This is a genomic window from Nocardia sp. NPDC004123 (assembly GCF_053603795.1).
The window spans coordinates 48,203-72,295 of sequence record NZ_JBSGGG010000023.1; the positions used below are offsets into that span (position 1 = coordinate 48,203).

The 24,093-nt window shown below is 69.1% G+C and carries 23 protein-coding genes; 11 read left to right on the forward strand and 12 right to left on the reverse strand.

Annotated features, from left to right (window positions below):
- Positions 1 to 24: 24 nt before the first annotated feature.
- From ACWEQQ_RS30505 to ACWEQQ_RS30520, 4 genes are all read right to left on the reverse strand, one after another.
- Entirely contained in the window at positions 25 to 435 is a 411-nt protein-coding gene (locus tag ACWEQQ_RS30505) for a hypothetical protein (protein WP_452341573.1), read from the reverse strand.
- A gap of 128 nt (positions 436 to 563) precedes the next feature.
- The gene (locus tag ACWEQQ_RS30510; RefSeq protein ID WP_452341574.1) at positions 564 to 1,175 is read right to left on the reverse strand and encodes a Uma2 family endonuclease; all 612 of its coding nucleotides are present in this window, start codon (positions 1,173 to 1,175) and stop codon (positions 564 to 566) included.
- A 40-nt stretch (positions 1,176 to 1,215) separates the two neighbouring features.
- Positions 1,216 to 1,857 (reverse strand): LuxR C-terminal-related transcriptional regulator, encoded by a 642-nt coding sequence (locus tag ACWEQQ_RS30515; RefSeq protein WP_452350736.1) that lies wholly within the window; start codon positions 1,855 to 1,857, stop codon positions 1,216 to 1,218.
- 53 nt (positions 1,858 to 1,910) lie between these two features.
- Positions 1,911 to 3,302, reverse strand: a complete 1,392-nt coding sequence (locus ACWEQQ_RS30520; protein ID WP_452350666.1) for a sensor histidine kinase — start codon at positions 3,300 to 3,302, stop codon at positions 1,911 to 1,913.
- Positions 3,303 to 3,393: 91 nt separating this feature from the next.
- Between ACWEQQ_RS30520 and ACWEQQ_RS30525 the strand changes: the two genes are divergently transcribed.
- From ACWEQQ_RS30525 to ACWEQQ_RS30535, 3 genes are all read left to right on the forward strand, one after another.
- Positions 3,394 to 3,801: a DUF4190 domain-containing protein gene (locus tag ACWEQQ_RS30525; protein ID WP_452350667.1), complete on the forward strand. Its 408-nt coding sequence runs from the start codon at positions 3,394 to 3,396 to the stop codon at positions 3,799 to 3,801.
- Positions 3,802 to 3,819: 18 nt separating this feature from the next.
- The gene (locus ACWEQQ_RS30530) at positions 3,820 to 4,503 is read left to right on the forward strand and encodes a TrmH family RNA methyltransferase (RefSeq protein ID WP_452350668.1); all 684 of its coding nucleotides are present in this window, start codon (positions 3,820 to 3,822) and stop codon (positions 4,501 to 4,503) included.
- Positions 4,504 to 4,566: 63 nt separating this feature from the next.
- Positions 4,567 to 5,709 (forward strand): glycoside hydrolase family 76 protein, encoded by a 1,143-nt coding sequence (locus ACWEQQ_RS30535; RefSeq protein ID WP_452350669.1) that lies wholly within the window; start codon positions 4,567 to 4,569, stop codon positions 5,707 to 5,709.
- A gap of 4 nt (positions 5,710 to 5,713) precedes the next feature.
- On the opposite strand, the gene ACWEQQ_RS30540 is transcribed toward ACWEQQ_RS30535, so the two are convergent.
- Together ACWEQQ_RS30540 and ACWEQQ_RS30545 are read right to left on the reverse strand one after the other, a co-directional pair.
- Positions 5,714 to 6,358 (reverse strand): DedA family protein, encoded by a 645-nt coding sequence (locus tag ACWEQQ_RS30540; protein ID WP_402773579.1) that lies wholly within the window; start codon positions 6,356 to 6,358, stop codon positions 5,714 to 5,716.
- 125 nt (positions 6,359 to 6,483) lie between these two features.
- The gene (locus ACWEQQ_RS30545) at positions 6,484 to 7,137 is read right to left on the reverse strand and encodes a DedA family protein (protein WP_452341682.1); all 654 of its coding nucleotides are present in this window, start codon (positions 7,135 to 7,137) and stop codon (positions 6,484 to 6,486) included.
- 227 nt (positions 7,138 to 7,364) lie between these two features.
- On the opposite strand from ACWEQQ_RS30545, the gene fbaA reads away from it, so the two are divergent.
- The 3 genes from fbaA to ACWEQQ_RS30560 all read left to right on the forward strand — a co-directional run bounded on the left by fbaA (position 7,365) and on the right by ACWEQQ_RS30560 (position 11,252).
- Entirely contained in the window at positions 7,365 to 8,402 is a 1,038-nt protein-coding gene (gene fbaA, locus ACWEQQ_RS30550) for a class II fructose-bisphosphate aldolase (RefSeq protein WP_354843373.1), read from the forward strand.
- Between the two features lie 90 nt (positions 8,403 to 8,492).
- Positions 8,493 to 9,611, forward strand: coding sequence for a BTAD domain-containing putative transcriptional regulator (locus ACWEQQ_RS30555; protein ID WP_452350670.1), 1,119 nt, complete (start codon positions 8,493 to 8,495; stop codon positions 9,609 to 9,611).
- A gap of 174 nt (positions 9,612 to 9,785) precedes the next feature.
- Positions 9,786 to 11,252 (forward strand): DUF4185 domain-containing protein, encoded by a 1,467-nt coding sequence (locus ACWEQQ_RS30560; protein ID WP_452350671.1) that lies wholly within the window; start codon positions 9,786 to 9,788, stop codon positions 11,250 to 11,252.
- A gap of 205 nt (positions 11,253 to 11,457) precedes the next feature.
- Here the strand turns inward: ACWEQQ_RS30560 and ACWEQQ_RS30565 are convergent, their stop codons facing one another.
- On the reverse strand, positions 11,458 to 12,534 hold the full coding sequence (locus ACWEQQ_RS30565; protein ID WP_452350672.1) for a fused (3R)-hydroxyacyl-ACP dehydratase subunits HadA/HadB: 1,077 nt from the start codon (positions 12,532 to 12,534) through the stop codon (positions 11,458 to 11,460).
- Between the two features lie 238 nt (positions 12,535 to 12,772).
- A complete protein-coding gene (locus tag ACWEQQ_RS30570) occupies positions 12,773 to 14,992 on the reverse strand; it encodes an Rv0361 family membrane protein (protein WP_452350673.1) in 2,220 nt (739 codons plus the stop codon).
- An 83-nt stretch (positions 14,993 to 15,075) separates the two neighbouring features.
- Between ACWEQQ_RS30570 and ACWEQQ_RS30575 the strand changes: the two genes are divergently transcribed.
- Together ACWEQQ_RS30575 and ACWEQQ_RS30580 are read left to right on the forward strand one after the other, a co-directional pair.
- On the forward strand, positions 15,076 to 15,519 hold the full coding sequence (locus tag ACWEQQ_RS30575; protein WP_452341583.1) for a DUF3151 domain-containing protein: 444 nt from the start codon (positions 15,076 to 15,078) through the stop codon (positions 15,517 to 15,519).
- A 58-nt stretch (positions 15,520 to 15,577) separates the two neighbouring features.
- Positions 15,578 to 16,672, forward strand: coding sequence for an FUSC family protein (locus ACWEQQ_RS30580; RefSeq protein WP_452350674.1), 1,095 nt, complete (start codon positions 15,578 to 15,580; stop codon positions 16,670 to 16,672).
- Positions 16,673 to 16,933: 261 nt separating this feature from the next.
- Here ACWEQQ_RS30580 and ACWEQQ_RS30585 read toward each other — a convergent pair whose 3' ends face one another.
- A complete protein-coding gene (locus ACWEQQ_RS30585) occupies positions 16,934 to 17,716 on the reverse strand; it encodes a site-2 protease family protein (RefSeq protein ID WP_379443250.1) in 783 nt (260 codons plus the stop codon).
- A 56-nt stretch (positions 17,717 to 17,772) separates the two neighbouring features.
- Positions 17,773 to 18,432: a hypothetical protein gene (locus tag ACWEQQ_RS30590; RefSeq protein WP_379401254.1), complete on the reverse strand. Its 660-nt coding sequence runs from the start codon at positions 18,430 to 18,432 to the stop codon at positions 17,773 to 17,775.
- Between the two features lie 421 nt (positions 18,433 to 18,853).
- On the opposite strand from ACWEQQ_RS30590, the gene ACWEQQ_RS30595 reads away from it, so the two are divergent.
- Entirely contained in the window at positions 18,854 to 20,155 is a 1,302-nt protein-coding gene (locus ACWEQQ_RS30595; RefSeq protein WP_452350675.1) for an adenylosuccinate synthase, read from the forward strand.
- Positions 20,156 to 20,365: 210 nt separating this feature from the next.
- On the opposite strand, the gene yczR is transcribed toward ACWEQQ_RS30595, so the two are convergent.
- A complete protein-coding gene (gene yczR, locus ACWEQQ_RS30600; protein ID WP_452350676.1) occupies positions 20,366 to 21,859 on the reverse strand; it encodes a MocR-like transcription factor YczR in 1,494 nt (497 codons plus the stop codon).
- A gap of 62 nt (positions 21,860 to 21,921) precedes the next feature.
- Between yczR and ACWEQQ_RS30605 the strand changes: the two genes are divergently transcribed.
- Both ACWEQQ_RS30605 and ACWEQQ_RS30610 read left to right on the forward strand, forming a co-directional pair.
- Positions 21,922 to 22,224, forward strand: a complete 303-nt coding sequence (locus ACWEQQ_RS30605) for a hypothetical protein (RefSeq protein ID WP_452350677.1) — start codon at positions 21,922 to 21,924, stop codon at positions 22,222 to 22,224.
- Positions 22,225 to 22,276: 52 nt separating this feature from the next.
- A complete protein-coding gene (locus tag ACWEQQ_RS30610; protein ID WP_452350678.1) occupies positions 22,277 to 22,837 on the forward strand; it encodes a methylated-DNA--[protein]-cysteine S-methyltransferase in 561 nt (186 codons plus the stop codon).
- A gap of 71 nt (positions 22,838 to 22,908) precedes the next feature.
- Here ACWEQQ_RS30610 and ACWEQQ_RS30615 read toward each other — a convergent pair whose 3' ends face one another.
- On the reverse strand, positions 22,909 to 23,937 hold the full coding sequence (locus ACWEQQ_RS30615) for a hypothetical protein (RefSeq protein ID WP_452350679.1): 1,029 nt from the start codon (positions 23,935 to 23,937) through the stop codon (positions 22,909 to 22,911).
- Positions 23,938 to 24,093 lie beyond the last annotated feature (156 nt).

The following is a 24,093-nucleotide window of genomic DNA, read 5'->3' on the forward strand; positions in this document are numbered from 1 at the left end:
ATCCGGCACTGAGCTGGATATATATCAGAGGCAGAGGATGATCCGGTCCCGGTTCTGCGGGTCGACGCGGATCGAAATCGTGCCGCCCACAGCGATTCTCGGTTTCACCACCGGTTCGACATCGAAGACGATGCTGCCGTAGTAGGTCTCCGAGCCCGGCACCACGAGTTCGAGATCGAGTTCGGTGATCTCGGTGCAGTGGTCGGTGCGCTGCAAGGGGTGGACCGCTTCGATGTTCGCCCAGCCCTCGAGCCCGTGCCGGCGTAGTCTGCGGTCGGAGCGGCTGGGGCGCTGGGCGAACAGCATGCCCAGGCCCAGGAACGTTCCGAAGAGACCGACCAGTGTGACGATCTGGACCGGCACGGTACCCGGCGGGGTGAGCGGGACCAACCACCCCAGCCACAACCCGAGTGCGACGAGATATGCCGCCGTCACTCCGAGCACCGTACGAGCTATACGCGCGTGGTCCATGACACCCTCCAACCACGGCCTATCAGAATTCCAGGATAGTCCCGATGCTTGTTCCGTGTGGGTCGATCAGGCGAGGTCAGAGGGCTGGTGGGTCAAACGGGCACGCCGGATGTGCGGAGCGCGGTGAGAGTGTCCAGATCGAGCGGCAGGTCGAGGCCGTCGAGGCCCAGGGTGACCTGTCCCGAGTACTCACCGGTCGGTAGGTATCGACCGTCCCGCAGCCGATGGGTCAGCAGCCGCAGCGACTCCTCGGTCTCCAGCAGCCAGTAGTGCCCGATCCCCGCCGCCGCGTACTCGGCGAACTTCATGACCCGATCCACCCGGCGCGAACCCGGCGACACGATTTCGATGGCCGCCAGCACATCCCCCGGCCGCACCCGGGTGGCGTGCTCGGCCCCGGCCGTACCGCCCACGATCAGCACATCCGGCACCCGCACGGTCGGCGGCGTGCCGTCGTCGATGATCAATTCGATGCGCGCCATGGCGGCCACCCGCCGGGGCAGCGCCCGCTCCAGCTGAGCGGCCAGACGCCATACCGCGAGCTGATGCCGCGGCGGCTGCGGCGCCACCACCAGCACGCCGTCCACCAGTTCGCGGCAGTGCCGATTGTTCTCCGGCAGCAGCGACCACTCCTCGATGGTCAGGAGGTGATTCGGCCAGTATTCAACCGATTTCAGCAATTCCGCGGAACTCGATCGAGTCATGGGGCCAGTCTTCCACGCCCGGCAACCGTGCAGCGATGTTTCAACCCCGCAACCGCAGAACGGCGAGTACCCGCCGATGGTGCAGATCCGAGGGCGGCAATTCCAGCTTGGAGAAGATGTTGCCGATGTGCTTCTCCACCCCGCGTTCGGTCACCGACAGGGCCCGGGCGATGGCCGCGTTCGACAGTCCCTGGGCCATGGATTCCAGCACTTCACGCTCGCGCGGGGTGAGCCGGGCCAGCGAATCCTGTTGCCGGGCAGCGCCCATGAGCTGGCCGACCACCTCCGGATCCAGCGCGGTGCCGCCGGTGGCGACGCGGCGCAGCGCCTCGGTGAAATCGCCGACGTCGGCCACCCGGTCCTTGAGCAGGTAGCCGACGCCGCCCGCACCGGCGGCCAGTAACTCGGTGGCATAACGGGTTTCGATCCACTGCGAGAACACCAGCACCCCGGTGCCGGGATGACTGCGGCGCAGCGCGAGCGCGGCCAGCAGGCCCTCGTCGGTGAAGCTGGGCGGCATGCGGACGTCCACCACGGCGACATCCGGCAGCTGGTCGGCGACCGCGGCGTGCAGACCGGTCGCGTCGCCCACCGCGGCCACCACCTCGAACCCGCGCTCCGCCAGCAATGCGGTGAGGCCGTCGCGCAGAATGGCATTGTCTTCCGCGATGACCACCCGCAGCGGCTGGTTCGCGGTGTTCGCGTCCTCGTTGTCCGGAGTGTTCACAGCCTCGATCATTGCGGCCCGGCCAGCGGCAGCACCAGCGTGACCACGGTCGGGCCGCCGATGGGGCTGTCCACCGTGAGCGTGCCGTCCACCGCGCGCGCCCGCTGCGCCAGCCCCGAAAGCCCGCCCACCACAACGCCTTCGCCGGGCCCGCCCACTGGTTGCAGCGCACCGCCCTGGCCGTTGTCGCGCACGCTCACCGCCAGCGCATCCGTCCCCGCCGGCAGCACAGCCACCCAGATCCGGTTCGCGGCAGCGTGTTTCACCACATTGGTGAGCAGTTCCGCGACCGAGAAATAGGCGATGGCCTCGATGGCCGGGCTGGGCCGCAGCGGCAGCAGCACCCGCAGCTCCACCGGCAGCGCGCAGCGGGCGGCCAGGGTCTCCAGCGCCGGTTCCAGCCCGAGTTCGAGGGCGGGTGGATGGATGCCGCGCACCAGTTCCCGCAGTTCGGTCAGTGCCTCCTTGGATCCGGTGCGGGCCTGGGCGATCAGCTCGGCGGCGTCGCCGCCCGCCGCGATCCGCTCCTCGGCGCGGCCCAGCATCATGGCGATGCCGACCAGTCGCGCCTGGGTGCCGTCGTGCAGGTCGCGTTCCAGCCGGCGCAGGGTGGCGGTGGAGTCGTCGACCGCCGCGCGGCGGCTCTCGCGCAGGCCGGCCAGCTCGAGATCGCGGGCGGTCGGGGTCAGCAGCCACAGCGCGAGCACGCGGTGCAGGAAGCAGACGCCGCGGATCAGCCACGGCAGCAGGAAGCAGCCGAGCACGCCGAGCGCCGCGAAACCCAGGACGCGCGGCCAGGTGTCGAGGTAGTAGTCGCCGAACTGGATCATCGACCGGTGCGATACGCCACGTTCGTCCACATTGGCCGGATCCATGAGTGCCCACGGAATCGGCGACAGCGCAACGAAACCCGTCACCGCCACCGCCGTCAGCACACCGTAGCCGATCACCACGCCCAGCAAGCCGTCGAGGATCAGGAACAGCAGGGCGCGGTAGGAGGTCCGATCGGTGAAGGCACTGCGCAGCCAGCCGATCGGCCCGGGCCGAAAGGTGAACGGGGGCGGCTCGGGCAGGGCCGCGTCGAGCAGCACCGCGCCCAGCACCCGATGAATGCGGCCCCACACCCGCCCGCCGAGAATCATGGCCGCCAGCACCGGGATGCCCAGCACGAACACCGAGAGGTACAGGCTGCCGCCGATACCCAGGAACAGATAGACCGCGGCGGCACAGCCCAGCCCGAAAACGATGATCAGGTAGGCGAATTCCTTCCAGGTGCGCGCCCGGAACGGCGTGACCAGGAAGGTCCGCAGCACGGACGCGGGGGTGGGGCGGGGGCCCGGATCCGATTGCGGCGCGGGCGGATCGAGCACGATGCTGGGTAGGGCGGCCGTATCGCTCATGGATTCATGGTCGCGGGCGGCGCGGTGCGGTGGCGAGGGAGCAGCCCAGAAAATATTCGGTGTAGCCAGCACGACCACCTAGCATTCAGCCATGACCTACGACGCGCCCCCGCCGGGCTGGGATCCGCAGTCCCAGGGCTACCAGCAGCAGCCGGGCTACAACCAGCACTCCGGCTACCCACAGGGCTACCCTCCGCAGGCGCCCGGCTACTACCCGCCCGGCTACTACGGCGCGCCGGCGCCGGATCATCCGCAGGCGGTGGTCGTGTTGATCCTCGGCATCATGAGCCTGGTGTTCTGCCAGCTGCTCGGTCCGGTGGCCTGGATCATGGGCGGCAAGGCGCGCCGGGAGATCAGCGAGTCGAACGGCATGATCGGCGGCAGCGGCATGGTGACGGCCGGCTGGATCTGCGGCATCGTCGCCACCGCGCTGATGGCCCTGGTCATCGTGTTCATCGTGCTCGCGATCATCGTGGGCGCGGTCGGCTCCTCGCACTAGGCAACTACCATCGCCGGGGTGAGTTCCGCCCCGACCGCCCACGAACCGCCGACCCCCGGACCGACCGAATGGGGTGAGCATCCGCACGGCGTCGGACCGTGGCGCGAGGAGTTCGGCACCGAGCCGCCGGACGATCCGCGCCTGGACCCGGACCTGCTCGAGCACGGCGACCGGCGCAATGTGGTGGATGCCTACCGGTATTGGCGGCGCGAGGCCATCGTCGCCGATATCGACAGTCGCCGGCACCCGTTCCATGTGGCCATCGAGAACTTCGGGCACGACGCCAATATCGGCACGGTGGTGCGCACGGCCAATGCCTTCGCGGCGGCGGCCGTGCACATTGTCGGGCGCAAGCGGTGGAATCGCCGCGGGGCCATGGTCACCGACCGCTACCAGCACATTCACCATCACGCCGACATCGATGAGCTGCTGCGTTTCGCGGCCGGCGAGGGACTGACGGTGGTGGCGGTGGACAACGTCCCCGGCGCGGTGCCGCTGGAGACCGCGGCGCTGCCGCGCGAGTGCCTGCTGCTCTTCGGCCAGGAGGGCCCGGGCGTGAGCGAGGCCGCGAAAGCGGGCGCGCTGCTGACCGTTTCGATCGCGCAGTTCGGCTCGACCCGCAGCATCAATGCCGGTGTCGCCGCGGGTATCGCCATGCACGCCTGGATCCGCCAGCACGCCGACCTCACCACCGCCTGGTGAGCTGGACGACTCTCGGTAACAAATCAGCCACGAGCGCAGTGCCCGACTGGCACGATAAGTCCTATGACTTCGCGGACCGGACGCAATATCGAGCCGACCGCTGCCCTCTGGTCGGAGCGAGCCGACCTGGCGGAGTCCGCGATCCTCTCGCGTCACCTACGTAAGTTGTGGGGCTGTCCCGGCACCCAGCTCGGCGTGGTGGGCTGGCCCGCCACCAAGGGTGAGCGGGTTTTCGCCTTCTGGCACTACTGGTGGCAGGCCCACTTGATCGACTGCGCGGTCGACGCCGCCAATCGCGCGCCGACCCCCGGCCGGCAGCGCCGCCTCTGGTCCATCGCCCACGCCTCGCGCCTGCGCAATATCACCGGCTGGACCAACAACTACTACGACGACATGGCTTGGCTGACAATCGCTTTGGAGCGGGCCGAACGCACCCAGGGCGTGGCCGAGGTGCGGGGCGCGCTGCTCACCCTGGAGAAGACGCTGGCCAACGGGTTCGATCCGGAGTTCGGCGCGGTCCCCTGGCGCAAGGGCTCCGACTTCTACAACGCCCCGGCCAACGGCCCGGCGGGCATCGCCATGGCGCGGCTGGGCCGCTACCACCTGGCACAGGAACTGGCCGACTTCCTCGACGCCAACCTGCGCGACAAGGAGACCGGCCTCATCTTCGACGGCATCCACCTACCCTCCGGCGAGGTCGAGAAGCCGGTCTACAGCTACTGCCAGGGCGTGACGCTCGGCCTGGAAACCGAACTCGCGGTGCATACCGGCGAACCCCGGCACGCCGAGCGCGCGGTCCGGCTGGTGGACGCGGTCGAGGAGCATCTGACCGCGGACGGCGTGGTGGTCGGCGACGGCGGCGGGGACGGCGGTCTGTTCAACGGCATTCTCATCCGCTACCTGGCGCTGACCGCCCTCATGCTGCCCGGCGACGACCCCGCCCAGGTGACCGCGCGCCGCAAGGCCGCCGCGATGGTGCGCGCGTCCGCGAACGCGGCCTGGGAACACCGCCTGGACGTGGAGGGGGAGCCGCTGTTCGGCGCGGATTGGCGGCAGCCCGCGCGACTTCCGGGCATCGCGGGCGCGGGCGGCTTCGAGGGCGGTTCGGTGACCGCCTCGCGCAGCCCGGAACGCGATCTGTCGGTGCAGCTTTCGGGCTGGAAGCTGATGGAGGCCGCGCACACGGTGACGGCCGCCGGACTGTAATCGTTCAGGCGCGCGGCAGCCGGGGCAGCGGCACCGTCGCGGCCTCTGCCACGTCGAGGTCGAAATCCTCGGCGGGACGTGCCATTTCGACGCGGTACTGCCGTACGCCCAGGACCGTGCCGAGCACCAGCCCGACCACCAGGGTTCCGATGACCGCGGGCATGAGCCAGGACATGTTCTCCAGGAAGCTGCCCGCGTAGTAGCTGGCCAGCAGGATCACCGGCGCCCAGATGACCGCGCCGACGGACGACGCGATGGTGTATTTGCGGTGGTCCATCCCGGCCGCGCCCGCGACCAGCGGGCACAGCGTGCGCACCCACGGAATCCAGCGGGCCACCAGCACCGCCAGGAACCCGTGCTTGTGCAGCATGTCCGAAACCCGCTCGAGATTGCGGGTATTGATGTACTTCCCGTTCTTGCGCGCCACCAGATGGTGTCCGGCGCGCTGGCCGAAGACGTACCCCACCTGGTTGCCGGCGATGGCCGCGATCATGGTGCCGATCGACAGCGCCCAGACCTGCCCCTCGCCGACCTGCGAGGCCAGCACCACACCGGCGGTGATGAGCATGGAGTCACCGGGCAGGAACAACCCGATGATGAGTGCGCACTCCAGGAAGACGAAGGTGAGAACCACGGTCCAGACGAGCACTGGTCCGGCTGTCTCGAGCGGGCCGAATCCGCCGGAGGCGGAAAGAAAAGCAGGGCCGCCGGAGGCGGAAAGAACGGCAGGGCCGCCCGATGCGAGGGTTAGCGGGGTGGTCGACACCGAAGGGCTCAGTGGGTCGGCTCGTTCGTCGAGGTGGCGTACTCGGCGTGTTCCGGGGCCTGGCCGCGGTGCAGCAGATTCTTCGCGACCGCGATGATGCCCGGGAGAATGGACACGAACACGATCAGCAGGAAGATCGCCTCGACGTTCTTGCGAATGAATTCGACATTGCCCAGGAAGTAGCCGAGCACCGTGACACCGCCGCCCCACAGCACCGCGCCGATGATGTCGACGGTGGCGAACTTGCGGTAGTCCATCTTCGAGACACCGGCCAGCACCGGCATGAAGGTGCGCACGATGGGCACGAAGCGGGCCAGCACGATGGTCTTGGGTCCGTGCTTCTCGAAGAACGCGTGCGTCTCGGTGATGTAGTGCTGCTTGAAGAAGCGAGTGTCTTCCTTCTTGAACAGCGCCGGGCCGATGCTGCGGCCGATCCAGTAGCCGCTCTGGTCGCCGAGCCAGGCCACGAACGCGGTCGCGGGCACCAGCCACCAGATGTTCATGCCGGCCGGCGGGTGTGCCTGGGCTGCCAGCAGACCGCCGGTGAACAGCAGCGAGTCGCCGGGCAGGATCGGGAACAGCAGACCGGTCTCGATGAAGACGATGGCCAGGATCGCCGGGAGCACCGCGTGCTGCAGCCAAGTCTCCGTCAGGAGGTGCATTGGATCCAAGATCGCGGGGAGCGCGGCATTGGTCGTCACGGCATCGGATACGGCCAGCAAGGTCACGGCCACCACAGTACCGGTAGCCCGGACATCACACCGAACGTCGAAGCAACCTCACAAACTTGTGGGGGATGTGAGGCCATTGCCCCGGAGAAAAGGGGCTGTCCTATCGTGTGAGCTGACAGAATTTTGTAGTACGCACCACACACAACACGGAGGTCATTGTGCCCATCGCGACTCCGGAGATCTACGCCGAGATGATTGCTCGGGCCAAGCAGAACTCCTTCGCGTTCCCCGCCATCAACTGCACCTCGTCGGAGACCATCAACGCGGCCATCAAGGGTTTCGCGGACGCCGGCAGTGACGGCATCATCCAGTTCTCGACCGGCGGTGCGGAATTCGGTTCCGGTCTGGGCGTGAAGGACATGGTGACCGGTGCGGTCGCGCTGGCCGAGTTCGCGAACGTGGTTGCCGCGAAGTACGACGTGACCATCGCGCTGCACACCGACCACTGCCCGAAGGACAAGCTGGACACCTTCGTGCGCCCGCTGCTGGCCATCTCGGCCGAGCGCGTGAAGAACGGCCTGAACCCGCTGTTCCAGTCGCACATGTGGGACGGTTCCGCGATCCCGATCGACGAGAACCTGGAGATCGCCAAGGAACTGCTGAAGCAGGCGCACGCGGCGAACATCATCCTCGAGGTCGAGATCGGCGTCGTCGGCGGTGAAGAGGACGGCGTCGAGGCCGAGATCAACGAGAAGCTCTACACCTCGCCCGAGGACTTCGAGAAGACCATCGACGCGCTGGGCTCCGGGGAGAACGGCCAGTACCTGCTGGCCGCCACCTTCGGCAATGTGCACGGTGTGTACAAGCCGGGCAATGTGGTGCTCAAGCCCGAGGTGCTGGCCGAGGGCCAGCGGGTGGCCGCCGCCAAGCTGGGCCTGGGCGCGGACGCGCAGCCGTTCGACTTCGTCTTCCACGGCGGTTCGGGCTCGCTGAAGTCGGAGATCGAGGACTCGCTGCGCTTCGGCGTGGTGAAGATGAACGTCGACACCGACACCCAGTACGCCTTCACCCGCCCGGTCGCCGGCCACATGTTCGGCAACTACGACGGCGTCCTGAAGATCGACGGCGAGGTCGGCAACAAGAAGGTCTACGACCCGCGCAGCTACCTCAAGAAGGCCGAGACCTCGATGGCGGCCCGCGTCGTCGAGGCCTGCAACGACCTGAACTCTGCGGGACGTTCGATCAGCGCCAAGTAAGCTCAACGGTCGGGATTCCGCTGCAACTAGCGGAATCCCGGGCAATTTTCGAGCGGCGGGCGCGCCGCGGTCTCTATCGAGGCAGGTGGCATGACTGTCGATGTGCGGGTCCTGGGCCCCGTGCAGCTGTTGGTCGCCGGTCGGCCCGTGCCGGTCGGCGGCCCCAAGCCGCGTGCGCTGCTGGCGGCTCTGACCGTGAACCGGCGGCGCGCGGTGTCCTCACAGGCGCTGGCCGACATTGTCTGGAACGACGATCCACCGGACTCCTATCAAGCGAGTCTGCAGGTGTTCGTCTCGAATATTCGCAAGTCCCTGCGCACCGCCGGGATCGACCCGGTGGCGCTGCTGCGCACCGAATCCTCCGGCTACCGGCTGGAGATCGAGGACGACGAGTGCGATCTCGGGCGCTTCGAGACGCTGCGCCGCGAGGGTTCGGAGGCCGCCTCGATCGGCGACCCCACCGCCGCGTCCCGGCTCTTCGGCGAGGCGCTGGCGGAATGGAGCGGCCGCGCCCTGGACGATCTGTCCGGCCTCGGCTTCGCGGAGAGCTTCGCCACCGCCATGGACGAGGAGCGGCTGCTGGTCGCCTCCGCCCGCATCGACTCCGAAATCGCTTTGGGCCGAGCCTCTTCCGTGGTCGGCGAGCTGGTGTCGATGACCAGCGCGCATCCGCTGCGGGAGCCGCTGTGGGCGCAGCTCATCACCGCGCTCTATCTGTCCGGCCGTCAGGCCGACGCGCTCGACGCCTGCCGCCGGGTGCGCACCGTGCTGGCCGACGAGCTCGGCATCGATCCCGGTCCCGCGCTCATCGCGCTGGAGCAGAAGGTGCTGCGTCAGGAACCGTTGAGCACCGGGCAGATTCACGAGGTCGAGCGCATGGCCAAGGCCATGACCGAGACCGTCACCGAGATGCCGCGCGCCGTGCGTGCCGGGCAGCTGCGGCTGTCCGACGGCCGGGTGGTGCCGATCGGCCCGAACGGCATGAAGATCGGCCGCATGACGGACAACGATCTGGTGCTCGACGATCCGAAGGCCAGCCGATACCACGCGCAGATCACCCCGAGCCGGGCCGGGCTGCTCATCAAGGACCTGCACTCCGCCAACGGCATCTACATCAACGAGGAGTCCATCGAATCGGCCGCCGTGCTGGCCGACGGGGACGCCATCCGGATCGGCACCACCGTGCTCACCTTCCAGGCCTTGCGCTGAGCCGTCGCTGTATTACGCTGCTGCACTGTCGGTTTCGGTTCGCGGTGCGGCGGCGGTAGGCCCGCGGGTCTCGATTCGGTCGAGATCGGTAGAGTACCGGCGGTTCGCCCGGTTCCGGGGGTAGGGTCTCTGCCCGGATATATCCGAGAGCCCGTTTGTCGGAAGGTTGAGTGCATGGCCAAGCGGCTGGTGGCAGCTGCGGGGGCGGTGATCGTCGGGGCGGGCGTACTCGCCGGAATGGGCGGGCCGGTCGCGGTGGCGGATCCGGATCCGGGTGCGGCACCGGCCGTTCCGGGTATCGGGCCCTGCAGCACCGACGCCAAGCCCGGACACGAGTCGCTGGTCCCGAAGACCGTCGAGGTCCCCGTGCCCTATCCGGTGGTCACGGTCGACACCGGGCCGGTGCCGGAGAACACCAAGCGCGTGGCGATGGAGTTGCCGCCGGACCCGTGTGTGAACCCGTGCCCGGACCTCACCGACACTCCCGCTCCGCCACCGGGACTCGCCGAACAGCTCGGCCTCCCCAAGCTGATCGTGCGGCCGCAACCGTTCAATTTCGCTTTGCCCAACCCGAATCCGCCGGCGCTGCCGCCCGGTCCCGATCCGGCGCACCCGCCGGTCGAGGCCGCCGCCCAGGTGCCCGCCCGGCCGACGCCGCAGGTCTCCGACGTGCGCGAGGTGTCCAAGCTGACCGGCGCCGACTCGGTGAACCGCACCGACAAGCGCTGGCAGGTCCAGGGCACCGACCTGGGCATCATGTGGCAGAGCGCGCCGGACGAGATCGCCATCGCCTTCGGCGACACCGTCGGCCGCGACTTCCACCCGCCGGGCGGCATGGGTGAGGACTGGCGCTCGAACCTGCTGGCCTTCAGCAAGAACCGGGACCTGGAGAACGGTGTGGTCTTCGACCGCATGGTCACCGACGACCGCTGCCACGCCGCCGAACTGCTGAGCAGCCGCAAGCTGGACAATATCGAGATCACCACCATCCCGACCTCGGGCTTCGCCATCGGGGACCGGCAGTACCTGAGCTACATGTCGATTCGCACCTGGAACAGCGTGCCCGGCACCTGGTACACCAACTACGGCGGCATCGCCTACTCCGACGACCACGGCGAGCACTGGACCAAGGATCCGTACGCCAAGTGGGAGAACATCTTCGGCCTCTCCAACTTCCAGGTGACGGCCATGGTGCCGCAGGGGGACTGGGTCTACATGTTCGGTATCCCCAACTCGCGGCTCGGCGGGGTAGGGCTGGCCCGGGTGCCGAAGGACCAGGTGCTCAACCCGACGGCCTACCAGTACTGGAACAGCGGCTCCTGGATTCCCGAGTCGAACGGATCGGTCACGGTCACACCGATTGTCGACGCGCCCGCCGGTGAGCTGTCGGTGCGCTACGACGAGAGCCGCAAGGTGTGGCAGATGAGCTACCTGGACACCGCCAAGGCGGCACTCGTTGTGCGGGAATCGGATACGCCGCAGGGCGCGTGGTCCGACAGCGCGGTCACGGTGAGCGCACTGCAATTCCCGGAGCTGTACGGCGGCTTCATCCATCCGTGGTCCACCGGCAACGACATGTACTTCACCCTGTCGACCTGGAGCGACTACAACGTCTACCTGATGCACGCCACGGTGAACTAGCACTCGAAGCGAGTGTGCCGCGTGGCAGGTGCGGCGCATCCGTTTCTTGTTCTTCGGTTGCCAACCGCAGCAACTGATTTCGAAACGGTCGGGGTAACTCCTGGGGTACGCCCGAAATAGATTCGGCACACGCCCGCCGGCACGCGTGCGCGGCGGGCGACGGATCTTTGCCGGGCGCTGAAGTTCCGGGGAGGCGGGGGAGCTCTCAGCTGTGCGCTGAAGTCTCGGGGACGCGGGACAGCCGGATCTCGGCGATCGCGCGGCCGAAGAGCTTCTTGCCCTCGGAGGTCGCGCCCAGTACGACGGTGGCCGCGCCCCGGGCGGCGTCCACCGACTTCACCTTGCCGGTGAACTCGACGATGGTCGGGGCGGTCGGCTCGACCGGCACGAAGCCGGAGAAGCGGACGCTGAACTTGCCCAGTGCCGACGGATCGCCCAGCCAGTCCACCAGGTAGCCGGCGGTCAGGCCCATGGTGAGCATGCCGTGCGCCACCACGGTGGGCAGGCCGACCAGGGTGGCGGCGGTGTCGCTGAAGTGGATGGGGTTCGGGTCGCCGGAGACGCCCGCGTAGTTGACCAGGTCGCCGCGGGTGACCGGCACCTTGGCGGCGGGCAGTTCGGTGCCGGCGGTCAGGGTGGCGGCGGTGGGGATGGTGTGGACCGGCTGCGGCGGGGCGGGGGCGGCCAGCTCGGCGACCTCGTCGGGGGCCAGCAGAACCAGACCGGTCGGGTCGCCGTCGAATTCGCCGGGCTCGACCACATGGCCGTGCATGACCACGCCCGAGACCGTCTCGACCGTGGCCGGATCGATCTCGACGCCCTTGCGGGCCACGATGGTGGTGGTGGCGACCAGCACCGGCAGCGCGTCGGCATCGGTGAGGGTGACCTTGACGGTGATGAAGTCGTTGTCGCCGAAGCTGCGGATGTTCTCGACGACGACGTCCACCCCGAGGCGGTCCTCGGCCAGGATCGGGCGGTAGTACTCGAAGATCTGATCGGTCTGCAGGATCTGCGAGACGTCGTACTCGGTGAGCACCGATCCGATCAGCGAGCGGGTGGTGGCCGCACCGATCACCGACGCGAAGGTCGGGGAGGCGAGCAGGCCGCCGTAGCCGAGCGCCGCGGCGGCGGCCTCGGTGTGGTGACCGGGGTGATCATTGCGCACCGAACGCGCGAACTCGCGGATCTTCTCGCGGCCGACGTCGTAGTGATCACGGACACGGAAGTGCCGTCCGACCAGCTCGGCCGCGGTGGCTTCAGTAGCCTCTGCCGTTTCCGGCATGGTGTTCAGCTCCCTGCAAATCGAAACCCGGTGGGCCCGCACCACTTCTGCCGGACACTGCCCGCACGAATCGGACAATGTCCTGGACGGTGTACAACCGCTGAAGTGCCGGAATGCCGAAATGGCTGGCCCAGACAATCCGGCACACTGTACCGACGTGCCGGACTGTTGACCAGGTCTTTGTGATGTTCATCGCGACCGGGGCCGCAAATGCGTCAGGAAATTTTCCGGGAGCCGATCAGTGCCCGTTCTGCGGGTCGCACACCTTCCACGAACCACCCTCGTTGCGCAGGTCGAAGGTGCGTGCGGACGTCTTCGACGGGTCCGCCGCGGTGTACACGGTCGCCTGCGCCAGCGCGGCGTCGCCGGTGATCTGAATGGCGTCGACGCTCTTCACCTGGGGAATGCTCTTCTGGTCCTGCGAGGTCTTGTACACGCTCGCGAACTGGTCGGCCGAGATCTTCTGGTAGAAGTCGTGCTGCGCACCGCAGGTCACGGCCCGCAACGCGTCCAGATTCCCGGACTTCAGCGCGTCGGTGTACGTGGTGATCGTCTTCTGCACCAAGGCTTCCGGCGAGTTGTTGCTCTGGTGCTTCACCACACCGAACACCACACCGGCAATGGCGATCACCGCGATCACGGCCGCCGCCACGATGATCCACAGCTTCTTCGACACACCGCCCACGGCCGGCGTGGTCCCGGCGGCTGCCTCGGCGGCGGCCGGAACCCGCTGCGGCTGCGCCAGAATGCGCGGTCCATCCCCTTGAACATCCTGCGGCCCAGCCGGTCCCGGGCCACCCGGCACCGGACCCTGCTGCACACCCTGCGGTGCATTCGGTCCCTGGGGTGTATTCGGTCCCTGCGGGGCGTGGGGTCCCTGCGGTGCATTGGAGCCCGGCGCGCCCGGTCCCTGCGGGCCGCGCGGACCCTGCGGCAGCGCACCCGCCCCGACCCGCTGCGGCGGGGCGATACGCGGACCGCCGATGGGCTGGCCCGGCATGGTCGGCTGCATATCCGCCGGTGACGGCGCGGTCGCGGGCCGGCGCGGCCCCATCGGCGGCCGCGGCGGCGACGGCCGGGTCTCCTCGACCGGCGCGTCCGGCGCCGGCGCGTTCCCCTTCGGACCCACATTCCGCGGCCCCGCGTTCACCCGCGGCGTCTGCGGCGGCTTGCTGACCGCCCGCCCCTGCGGCCCCGACACCCGGATCTTCTCGGTCGCCTGGTCCCCGGACACGATCGGCAATGCCGTCGTGGCGTCCTCCGCTGGGCTCGGAACCTTCTTGATCACAACGGTTTTCGTGTCCCCGCCGGTGGCGTCGCCGGAATCGCCGGCCGGCTTCGCCGCGGAATCGCCCGCCCCGCCGGCCTGCTCGGCCGCCGCGTCACCGTCCTTCGCCTTACCGGCATCCTTCGCCTTACCGCCGTTCGCGGCGGCCTTGCCATCCTCCGGCTGCGAATCCGCCTGCGGCATCCCCTCGGTGGGAACATCCTGTGGCGCGGGCTTCCCCTGCGCCGCATCGCTCGCGGCTCCACCCGGCTTCCCGGCAGCCGCGGGCTCGGAACCGGCCTTCGCGGCCCCGCCGCTCGCCGCCTGCCCGGGTTGCTGAATCCGAATCAACTGGGTGGTCGCATCCGCCGCGGCGGCCTCGCCCGCGGCAGGCTTCTCCCCGCTCGGCCGCTGAATCGGAATGAACTGCGTAGGGGCATCGTCCGTCGCCGCCTGCCGGCCCGGGCCGGACTGCTCCGTGCCGGGTCCGGATTGTCCAGCGCCAGTGGACTTCTCGGCGGCCGCGTTCGATAGCGTCGATGCGTTCGCGTCCGGGCGGTGTGTCTGTCCCGCTGCGGGTTCGGCGGCCTTCGGGGTGCCCGGTCGCGGTGCGGCGCCCGCGGCGGGAGCCTGCTGGGCGGGGGCGGATTGCCGGGCGGCAGCGGGTTGGGTGCCGGGCGGGTTCTGCTTGCCGGCCGCGCCGGGGGCTGCGGGCCGGGCGCTCGAGGTGTTCTGGGGTACGAATTCGCCCGAGCCCTGGCGCGCGGCGGCCGGGGGTTGGCCGCCCGGGGTGCGCTGTGGTGCGGGGGGCTGGATGCGCCCGGCGGACTTGGGGGTTTCGTAGTGAATGGTGGCGAAACCGGCCGAGCCGGACTTCGCGGGCGGGTTGGCCGGCTTGCCTTGGCCGGGGGCCTGGTTCGAGCCGGCCGCCGCGGGTTCGGCTGTGCCGGTGCGGATCTCCTCGGTGCGGGAGTCGGCGGTGGGAATCACTTCCGTGGCGGCGGTCGGGGGAGCGTCGTCGGCGGCGGCATCGCTCGGTGCGCCGGGGCCCTTCGCGGGGTTGCTCGGGGCGGGGCCGCTGGGCCGGGACGTGGACTGGTCGGTCGGAGTCTTGGGGGCGGCGGTGTCCTCGGCGCCGGATGCCGAGTTGGCAGGACCCTGCGGCTGCTGGTCGTCTTTCGGGTCGGACACGCGCTACACCCCTTGCTTCGGCGGAACTGTGATTCGACGGTCAGCCTACTGAGCATTCCGGACGGCGGTGCAGAATGATCGGCATGACCTCCTTCGGCGATCTACTCGGACCGCAGCCGGTCCTCCTCCCGGAAAACATCGACGCGGAGGACGCGCTGCTCCAGAAACAGGACCCGGTGCAGGTTGCCGCGGCGCATCCGACCGCCTCCATCGCCTGGGCCTACCTGGCCGAGGCCGCGCTGGAGCGGGGCGCGGCCGCTGACGGCGAGATCAACCACGACATCATCTCCGCCTACGCCTTCGCGCGCACCGGCTACCACCGCGGCCTGGACCTGTTGCGCCGCAACGGCTGGAAGGGCTTCGGCCCGGTGCCGTGGAGCCACGAGCCCAATCGGGGCTTCCTGCGCAGCGTCGGCGCGCTGGCGCAGGCCGCCCGCGCCATCGGCGAGACCGACGAGTACGCGCGCTGCCTGGACCTGCTCGAGGACTGCGACCCGCGCGCGGCCGCCGAGCTCGGCCTCGACTGAATTGAGCAGCGGCCTGGGCGAAACCTTCGACGCTGCCCGGGAGAGCAGCGTCACCCGCATGCGCAGGGCCGCGGGGCGCGTCCGGTCCTCGCTGCTGCCGATCGTGCAGTGCGCGATCGGCGCGGGCGTGGCCTGGTTCATCGCCCACAATGTGATCGGGCACGAGCGCCCGTTCTTCGCGCCCATGGCCGCCATGATCTCCATCGGCCTGTCGTTCGGTGCGCGGCTGCGCCGGTCGGTCGAGCTGATCGTCGGCGTGGCCGTCGGCATCGGTATCGGCGACCTGTTCGTCTCCCGGGTGGGCACCGGCGGCTGGCAGATCGTGCTGCTGGTGGTGATCGCCATGGGCGCCGCCGTCTTCCTCGACGGCGGCCCGGTCATCACCATGCAGGCGGCCAGTTCCGCGGTACTGGTGGCCACGCTCTATCCGCCCGGTCAGGGTGGTGCGTCGCTGCGCATGATCGACGCGCTGGTGGGTGGTCTGGTCGGCATCGTGGTGGTGGCGGCGATCCCGCTGCATCCGGTGCGTCGTGCCCGGGAGCAGGCCGCCGGGATTCTCGAGGTGATGGGCAAGGCCCTCACCGAGTGCGCGGACGGCCTGCTCGAGCAGGATGCCGGCAAGATCAAGACGGCGCTCGAGACCGTGCGCGGCACCCAGGGTGCGATCGATGCCATGCGCAACACCCTCGAGGGCAGCCGGGAGATCATTCGAATCTCTCCGCTGTACTGGAACTCTCGCTCCCGTCTGCAGCGCCTGCGGCAGGCCGCCGACCCGCTCGACAATGCGGTCCGCAATACCCGCGTGCTGCTGCGCCGCGCGCTCACCTCGGTGCGCGACGACGAGGTACTGAATCCGGGCCTCGTCGCGGAGGTCGAGAAGCTCGGTCAGGCCGTGGATGTGGTGCGCCGCATGATGCTGGCCGATCCGGACGAGAAGCCCGATCCCGCCGAGGCGACCCGTGTGCTGCGTTCGGTCGGCAAGGGTGCGACCAAGGATCTGGTGACCGGGGCGGGCCTGTCCGCCCACGTGGTCTTCGCCCAATTGCGTTCCATCGTCGTGGATCTCATGCAGGTGTGCGGGATACGAAGGCTCTCCGCCATGGCGCTGCTGCCGCCGACCGTCCCGCATCCCTATGTCACGCCGATCGACTGATCCACGTCCGCCCGGATCACGGGTAGGTCCGAGACCGGAATTGCGGGTATGGCCGATTGGCCTGCGGGGGCCTGCTCTTGATCTTCGGGTAGTCCGCTACTCGCGTCGAACCGCTTGCGTCCCTCTACCGTTCGTATCAGGCCGGATTTACGAGGGGTAGTCCGGTTCCGGACTCGCAGCGACGGGTGGCAACGGTTTCTCCGGACCGATGTCGTTGCGATGGGCCGCCCGACACCGGGTCGTCCGGGCGGCCCACCCGGGTCAGAGCCAGAAGCGCGTCAGTGCGCTGCCCGCCGACCACCAGCTGCCCGGCAGCCCGGACAGTTCGAACAGCGCGTTGATCGCGTCGAAGAAGAGCCGGTTGAGTTCGGGCGTGAACAGCAGCGCGAACAGGATCAGGATGCCGAACGGCTTGATCTGATCCAGCGACCGCCGCGTCTGATAGCTCAGCGACGGCTCCAGAATCCCGTACCCGTCGGTGCCGGGAATCGGGATGAGGTTCAGCACGGTCGCCGTAATCTGCAGGAACGCAAGGTAACTGAGCCCGAACCAGAATGCCGCGTGCGAATGGGTGCTGCCGTAGAACCGCACGATCACCAGCAGCACGATCGCGCACAGCGCGTTCACCGCGGGCCCGGCGCCGCTCAGGATCCGCTGTACCCGCGGGCTGAAGTTGTGCGAGTGCACGTACACCGCACCACCGGGCAGCGCGAACCCGCCGAGCGCGATGAACACCACCGGCAGCGCGATCGACAGCAGCGGATGGCTGTACTTGAGCGGATTGAGGGTCAGATACCCGCGCATCTCCACCTCGCGGTCCCCGGCCCGCCACGCCACATATGCGTGCGCGAATTCGTGTAGGCAGATGGACACGATCCAGCCCGCCACCACCAGGATGAAAACGCCGAATTGGGCCTGGCGCGAACCGTAGTCGGCGTCCCAGGCGAGCGCTCCGCCCGCCACCGTGATCACCACGACCAGTAGGAACACCGGACTGGGCCGGACCGCTCCGGATGCCCGGCCCACCGCGCGCGGGTAATTCACCTGTTACTCCCAACTGGTCGGCTCTGCTGTACGCCGCTACCCATTCTGGGGGTGAATCAGCGAACCAGCAGCCAAGGTTCGTGGTGCCGATAGAACGTGGAGCGCTTCACCACCCGATCGGTGGTGATCCCGTCGCGGGTGACAATGGCGCCGCTGGTGCCCAGCTGCATGGCGCGTCCCTCGACCCAGCGCTTCTTGCGCAGGCCGCGCTGCACGGTGGCGTGCAGGCCGGGCATCTCCAGCATGGGCGAAACATGCAGTGCCGCAACCTTTCCCGTGAACAGCCGGGTGTCGTCGACGTAGGCCTCGCCCTCGAGCTTCGCGCCCGCCTCGCCGACCAGGGTGGCGCGGCCGATCAGCACCTTGCCGGTGTCGTCGCGAATCAGCGGGGTCGCGATGGCCTTGCCCTCCAGCGCGCGCTTGGCGGCGGCGGAGCCGGTACCGGTCTCGTAGGCGCGGGAGCCGTAGGTGCGATCGATGGGCACATAACCGATTTCGACGCCGAGGCGTTCGGTGCGCATCAGATGGGTGAGGACCGCGGCCAATCCGGCATCCTCACCGAGCACGATGAGCCGGGGCAGGCTGTCGGCGGCCATGACCGGCAGCAACTCGTCCAGAGCGCCGGTATCGGGAATGGCGGAGGTCTGGGTGAGGGACAGGGATGCCAGCGCGATGGGAACGGGCGCGCCGTCGCAGCGGAGAACATGGGTACTCAACTGCCGAACACCCTCCTCTGGCTTGCCAACACCTATCCGCCTCGCTGCATATCCGATGGACCCCCGCCGGTCCTCTCCCCGTGCCACCATAGCCCTGTCTCATTTGCCACGCTGTCCTCGCTGCGCATCCGTTACGGTGCCGGATTTGCCCTCCGCTTCGCTCCGGGCGGGTTCGCGGCCAAGGCGCAGGTCTATGAGCCGGAAGCTCGATTCTTCCCTCCTCCGCTTCGCTCCCGTATCCGCTCCGAGCGCGGGGAGGCGGAGCGCAGTCCAGAATCGAGCCGGGCCGCGAACTGCGGGGATGCCGCCTCGCGGGAGTCATGGGGCATTCCCGTAAAGTGTGCCTACGGCCACCGCCTTCTGACGGCGGGTAGCTGCAGCACCAGAGGGGCTGCGCGTCGAACCCGTAGGAGACACTCACATGCCGGCAATCGTGCTGATCGGCGCCCAGTGGGGCGACGAGGGCAAGGGCAAGGCAACCGATCTGCTCGGCGATCGGGTCCAGTGGGTAGTTCGATACCAGGGCGGCAACAACGCGGGTCACACCGTGGTGCTGCCCAATGGTGAGAGCTTCGCGCTGCATCTGATCCCGTCCGGCATCCTCACCCCCGATGTGACCAACGTCATCGGCAATGGCGTGGTAGTGGATCCGGGTGTGCTGCTGGCCGAACTCGCCGGTCTGGAAGAGCGCGGTGTGGACACCTCCCGCCTGCTGCTCTCGGCCGACGCGCACCTGATCATGCCGTACCACGTGGCCATCGATAAGGTCACCGAACGCTTCCTGGGCAACAAGAAGATCGGCACCACCGGCCGCGGCATCGGTCCCTGCTACCAGGACAAGGTCGCCCGTGTCGGTGTCCGCGTGGCCGACGTACTGGACGAGAAGATCCTCACCCAGAAGGTCGAGGCCGCACTGGAATTCAAGAACCAGGTGCTGGTGAAGATCTACAACCGCCGCGCGCTGGACCCGCAGCAGGTGGTGGAGGAGGTGCTGGAGAAGGCCGAGGGCTTCAAGCACCGCATCGCCGACAGCCGGCTGCTGCTCAACCAGGCGCTGGAGCGCGATGAGATTGTGCTGCTGGAGGGTTCGCAGGGCACCCTGCTGGACGTCGACCACGGCACCTACCCGTACGTCACCTCCTCCAACCCGACCGCGGGTGGCGCGGCGGTGGGCGCGGGCGTCGGCCCGAACAAGATCACCACGGTGCTCGGCATCCTGAAGGCGTACACCACCCGCGTCGGCTCCGGCCCGTTCCCGACCGAACTCTTCGACGAGTCCGGCACCTACCTGGCCAAGACCGGCGGCGAGGTCGGCGTCACCACCGGCCGCGCCCGCCGCACAGGCTGGTTCGACGCCGTGATCGCCCGCTACGCCACCCGCGTCAACGGCATCACCGACTACTTCCTCACCAAGCTGGACGTGCTCTCCAGCCTGGACACCGTCCCGATCTGCGTCGCCTACGAGATCGACGGCGAGCGGGTCGAGCAGATGCCCACCACCCAGACCGAATTCCACCACGCCAAGCCGATTTACGAGGAAATGCCCGGCTGGTGGGAGGACATCTCGGGTGCCCGCACCTTCGAGGAGCTCCCCGCCAACGCCCGGGCCTACGTCGAGCGCCTGGAAGAACTGTCGGGCGCGCGGGTTTCGTGCATCGGCGTCGGCCCCGGCCGCGACCAGACCATCGTCCGCCACGACGTTGCCGCCTCCCCGCGACTTTAGCGGGCGGCTGAGTGCCGTTGCCGGTTCTGCATCCGTGCCTGCGGATAGGTGCCGAACCAATTTGGTCGTACCCGGTGAGTTACCCGCATCATGCGAAATCAGTTGTCGCTGAGCGAAAAACACGCGCCCGCCGCTTTCGCGGCGGGCGCGAGCCGTTTCAGGGCATAGTGCGGGTCCCAGGGCTGTGTTGCACTGCCTTGCTGGGGGACGTCAGTAGGTGATGAGCGGGGCCAGGGGGTCGGCGGCGTGCGGGTTGAGGGCGGCGGCGGCCGCCGCGATGGACTTCACGGCGACTCGCAGCTCGGATTCCTCGTGGGTGAAGGGGAGGCGGATGAAGCGTTCGAAGGCGCCCTGGACGCCGAAACGTGGTCCGGCGGCGAGTAGGACGCCGTGGTTGGGGGCGGTGGCGGCCAGGGCTGTGGAGACCGGGGCAGGGAGTTGGGCCCACACGGACATGCCGCCGACGCCCTCGGTGACACGCCAGTCGGGGAGTTCCTCGGCGAGGGTCTCGAGCAGGACCGCGCGGCGGGAGCGGAGCTGGTCGCGGCGGGTTGTGAGGATTTCGTCGGCATTGCGGAGCAGGTGGACGGTGGCCAGCTGGTCCATGACGGGGGTGCCGAGGTCGACGGTGGAGCGGGTGCCCAGGAGTTTGGTGATCAGGGCTTGGTTGGCGCGGACCCAGCCGACGCGCAGGCCGCCCCAGAAGGACTTGGAGGCCGAACCGATGGTGACGATCTCCGAATTGCGGGCGAAAGTGGCGGCGGGGGGCGGGGATTCGAGGTCGGTGAGGTTCAGATCCACCATGGATTCGTCGACGATCAACGTCATACGGGTCTCGCGGGCGATGGTGGCCAGCTCCGCCCGGCCCTCGGCGTCGAGCAGGTGACCGGTCGGATTGTTGAAGTCCGGAATCAGGTAGGCGACGCTGGCCGCGGTCTGCCGTGCGGCACTGCGGATTCCGTCCAGATCCCAGCCGTCCGGGCGCATGGGCACCGGCACCGGGCGCGCACCCACATCGCGAATCGCCTCGATGGCGTTCGGATAGGTGGGGTGCTCGATGAGCACGCGTTCGGCCGGTGTGGTGAGCACATTGAGCAGCAGCCGCAGACCGTGCTGCGCGCCCAGGGTGATGAGGATCTGGTCCGGCTCGGTGGGCAGCCCGCGCTCGGTGTAGCGGCGGGCCAGCGCCTCGCGCAGCATGAGCACACCCACCGGGTCCATGCCGTGCGTGCCGAGATAGGTCGGAAGCCCTTGCAGGGCAAAGGAGTACGCCTCGGTCATCTGCGGCGGGGCGGCCATGGCGGCGTAGGTCATGTCGATGGTCGGCAGTTCCGGCTGCGCCATCATGGCCAGGATGCTGCGCGCGGGCTTCGCGCCGTCGTGCACCACGGTCGGCGGCAGCGCCACGGTGCTGCGCGAGCCCTGGCGGCTGATCAGGTAACCGTGCTCGCGCAGCAGGGAATACGCGGAGGTGACGGTGGTGCGGCTGACCGCGAGGGCGGTGGCCAGATCGCGCTCGCTGGGCAGCGCGACGCCGAGCGGCGCGCGGCCGTCGTGAATGAGCAGGCGGATGCTCTCCGCCAGTGCCACGTAGGCGGGCCGCGCCGAACGCTTGCCATTGTCGGCGGGGGCGCCCGGTTCGTCGTTCCGCCACCGGCCCAGGTCGCGCGTCAAGCTGGCCGCGCCGATCACTCGTGTCGCCATACAGGCCAGTATCGGGGTACTGGATATTTTCTTCAAGTCCGGAGCGGAGCCACTATGGGCTCATGGTCGCTCTGCTGGTCTCCATTCTGATCGTCGCCGCTTTCGCCGGTCTCGTGTACCGGTATGCGCCCAAGCCCGGTGAGCGCTGGGGCGAGCTGCTGGAGCGGTATCGCCCGCATGCTCCCATGTCGGACTGGTCGGTCGCCGAATATGAAGCGTCCCGGCAGTATTCGGACCTCGCGGCCATCGCGTCACTCCGCCCGGATGCCTGTCCGCCGGCTCCCGCGCGGCGATTCCGTCGCAGCGCTCCGGCCGTGGCTGCCCTGTCCACCATCCCATGCCGGGAAGAATCAGTCCAGTTCTAGCAAACTGGACTTGAATCGGATTCTTGTCGGTGGCACCGTGCACACTGGCCTCATGTCCGCTCCGGCCCGACCCCTGGCGTCGGCGGCGCTCTTCGATACCGCGATCGGCGCGTGCGCCATCGCCTGGAGCGCCACCGGCGTCCTGCGCTTCGCCCTTCCCGACCGCGACCCCACGGCCACCCGCACCCACATCCTGCGCCGCCACCGCCTGGCCGACATCCACGAGGCCGAGCCCACCGCCGAGCTGGCCACGGTCATCGACCGCATCCGCGCCCACCTCACCGGCGACCTGGACGACCTCCGCTGGATCCCCCTGGACACCACCGCTTTCAACGACTTCGACCGCGCCGTCTACGAGGTGACCCGCGCCATCGACCCGGGGCACACCCTCAACTACGGCGCGGTCGCGAACCGCATCGGCGCCCCCGGCGGCGCCCAGGCCGTCGGACAATCCCTGGGCCGCAACCCGATCCCCCTGATCATCCCCTGCCACCGGGTACTGGCCGCCGATCACGCCCTGCACGGCTTCTCCGCCCCCGGCGGCCTCACCACGAAACAGCGCCTCCTGGAAATCGAGCGCACGCCGGGCTTCGGCGAACCCACCCTCTTCTGACCACTGCCAGATGGAAGGCACCCGCACCGAAAGCCTGGTGCGGATGCCCCCGTATCGCCGGAAGGCGTGCGTCAGAGCGCGCTGCCCAGGAAGCCACCCAGCGCCGCGCCTCCCGCTCCGACCACAGCTCCCCCGGCGAGTGCGGCCGGGATGCCCGCGGCCGCGGCTCCGGCGGCAGCGCCGATGCCCGCGCCGATCAGCGCCCCACCGGCCGTGCCGCCCGGGACGTCGATGGGCGCTGTCCACGGCGCCACGACGACACCGGCCGAACCGAGCCCGAATCCGACCGCAGCGCCGACGCCCGCGCCGATCGTGCCGCCTACTGCCGCACCGAGCAGCGCCGCCGGAACGCCCGCACCGACGGCGCCGATGCCCCCGCCGATCGCCGCGCCGCCGAGGGTGCCCGCGGCGATCTTGTCGGAGCGGCTCGGGTTGACGCCGATGGAGTTGAGGCCGGTGGCCAGGCCCGCTTCGGTGTCGGCGGCTGCGCCGTTCACGGTGTCGAGGATGGTGTCGGGCAGCTGGTCCGGGGCGGGGGTGGTGAAGTCGCCGATGCGGACGGTGCGCGGGGGCGGGGCGATCGGGAGGACCGGGTCCACCACCGCCGGGGCGTGCAGGGTTCGGAAGTCGACCGCCGGCGCCGCTTCGTGATTCGGGATCGGGCGGAAGTTCGCGGGGATCGGGTAGTCGGCCTGCGACGGCGACTGTGGTTGCGGCAGTGGGCGAATCGGCACGGTGACGCCGGGCTGCGCGAGGCTCGGACGCGGGCCGGGGCGATCCTGGTCATGGGCCGGGAGGGCCACGCCCGGCTGGGCGGCGCCGGGGCGCGGGGCGGACTGGACGGAGCTCGAGGTGCCGGCGGTGCCCGCGGCGTCCCGGGCCGCCGCACCGGGCTGCGGATTCGCTTCCGGGGCACCGGTATCGGCCGGGGCGCGGGTGCCACTCGGCTGCACGGCGGCCAGGGTCGAGCTGCCCTGCGCCGACTGGGCCGAGTGGTCACTCGTATTCGCGCAGGCCACTGTCAACGCCAGCGGAACGACGCCCACGACGATCGCCCGCCGAGCCGTGGTGCCCTTCACTTCACGATCCCGACGGAGCACGCCGAAACACCTGCCTTCCGAACCTATTTCGTTGCGCCGGCCCCGAGACCGGCCATGACTACCGGTTATTCGCGGGGACCACTGGCTCGGCTTGCCCGTGCACCGGCCCTTTCCGTATCGACGCAGATCAGCGCCTCGGATTGGGGGTGCGAAGTT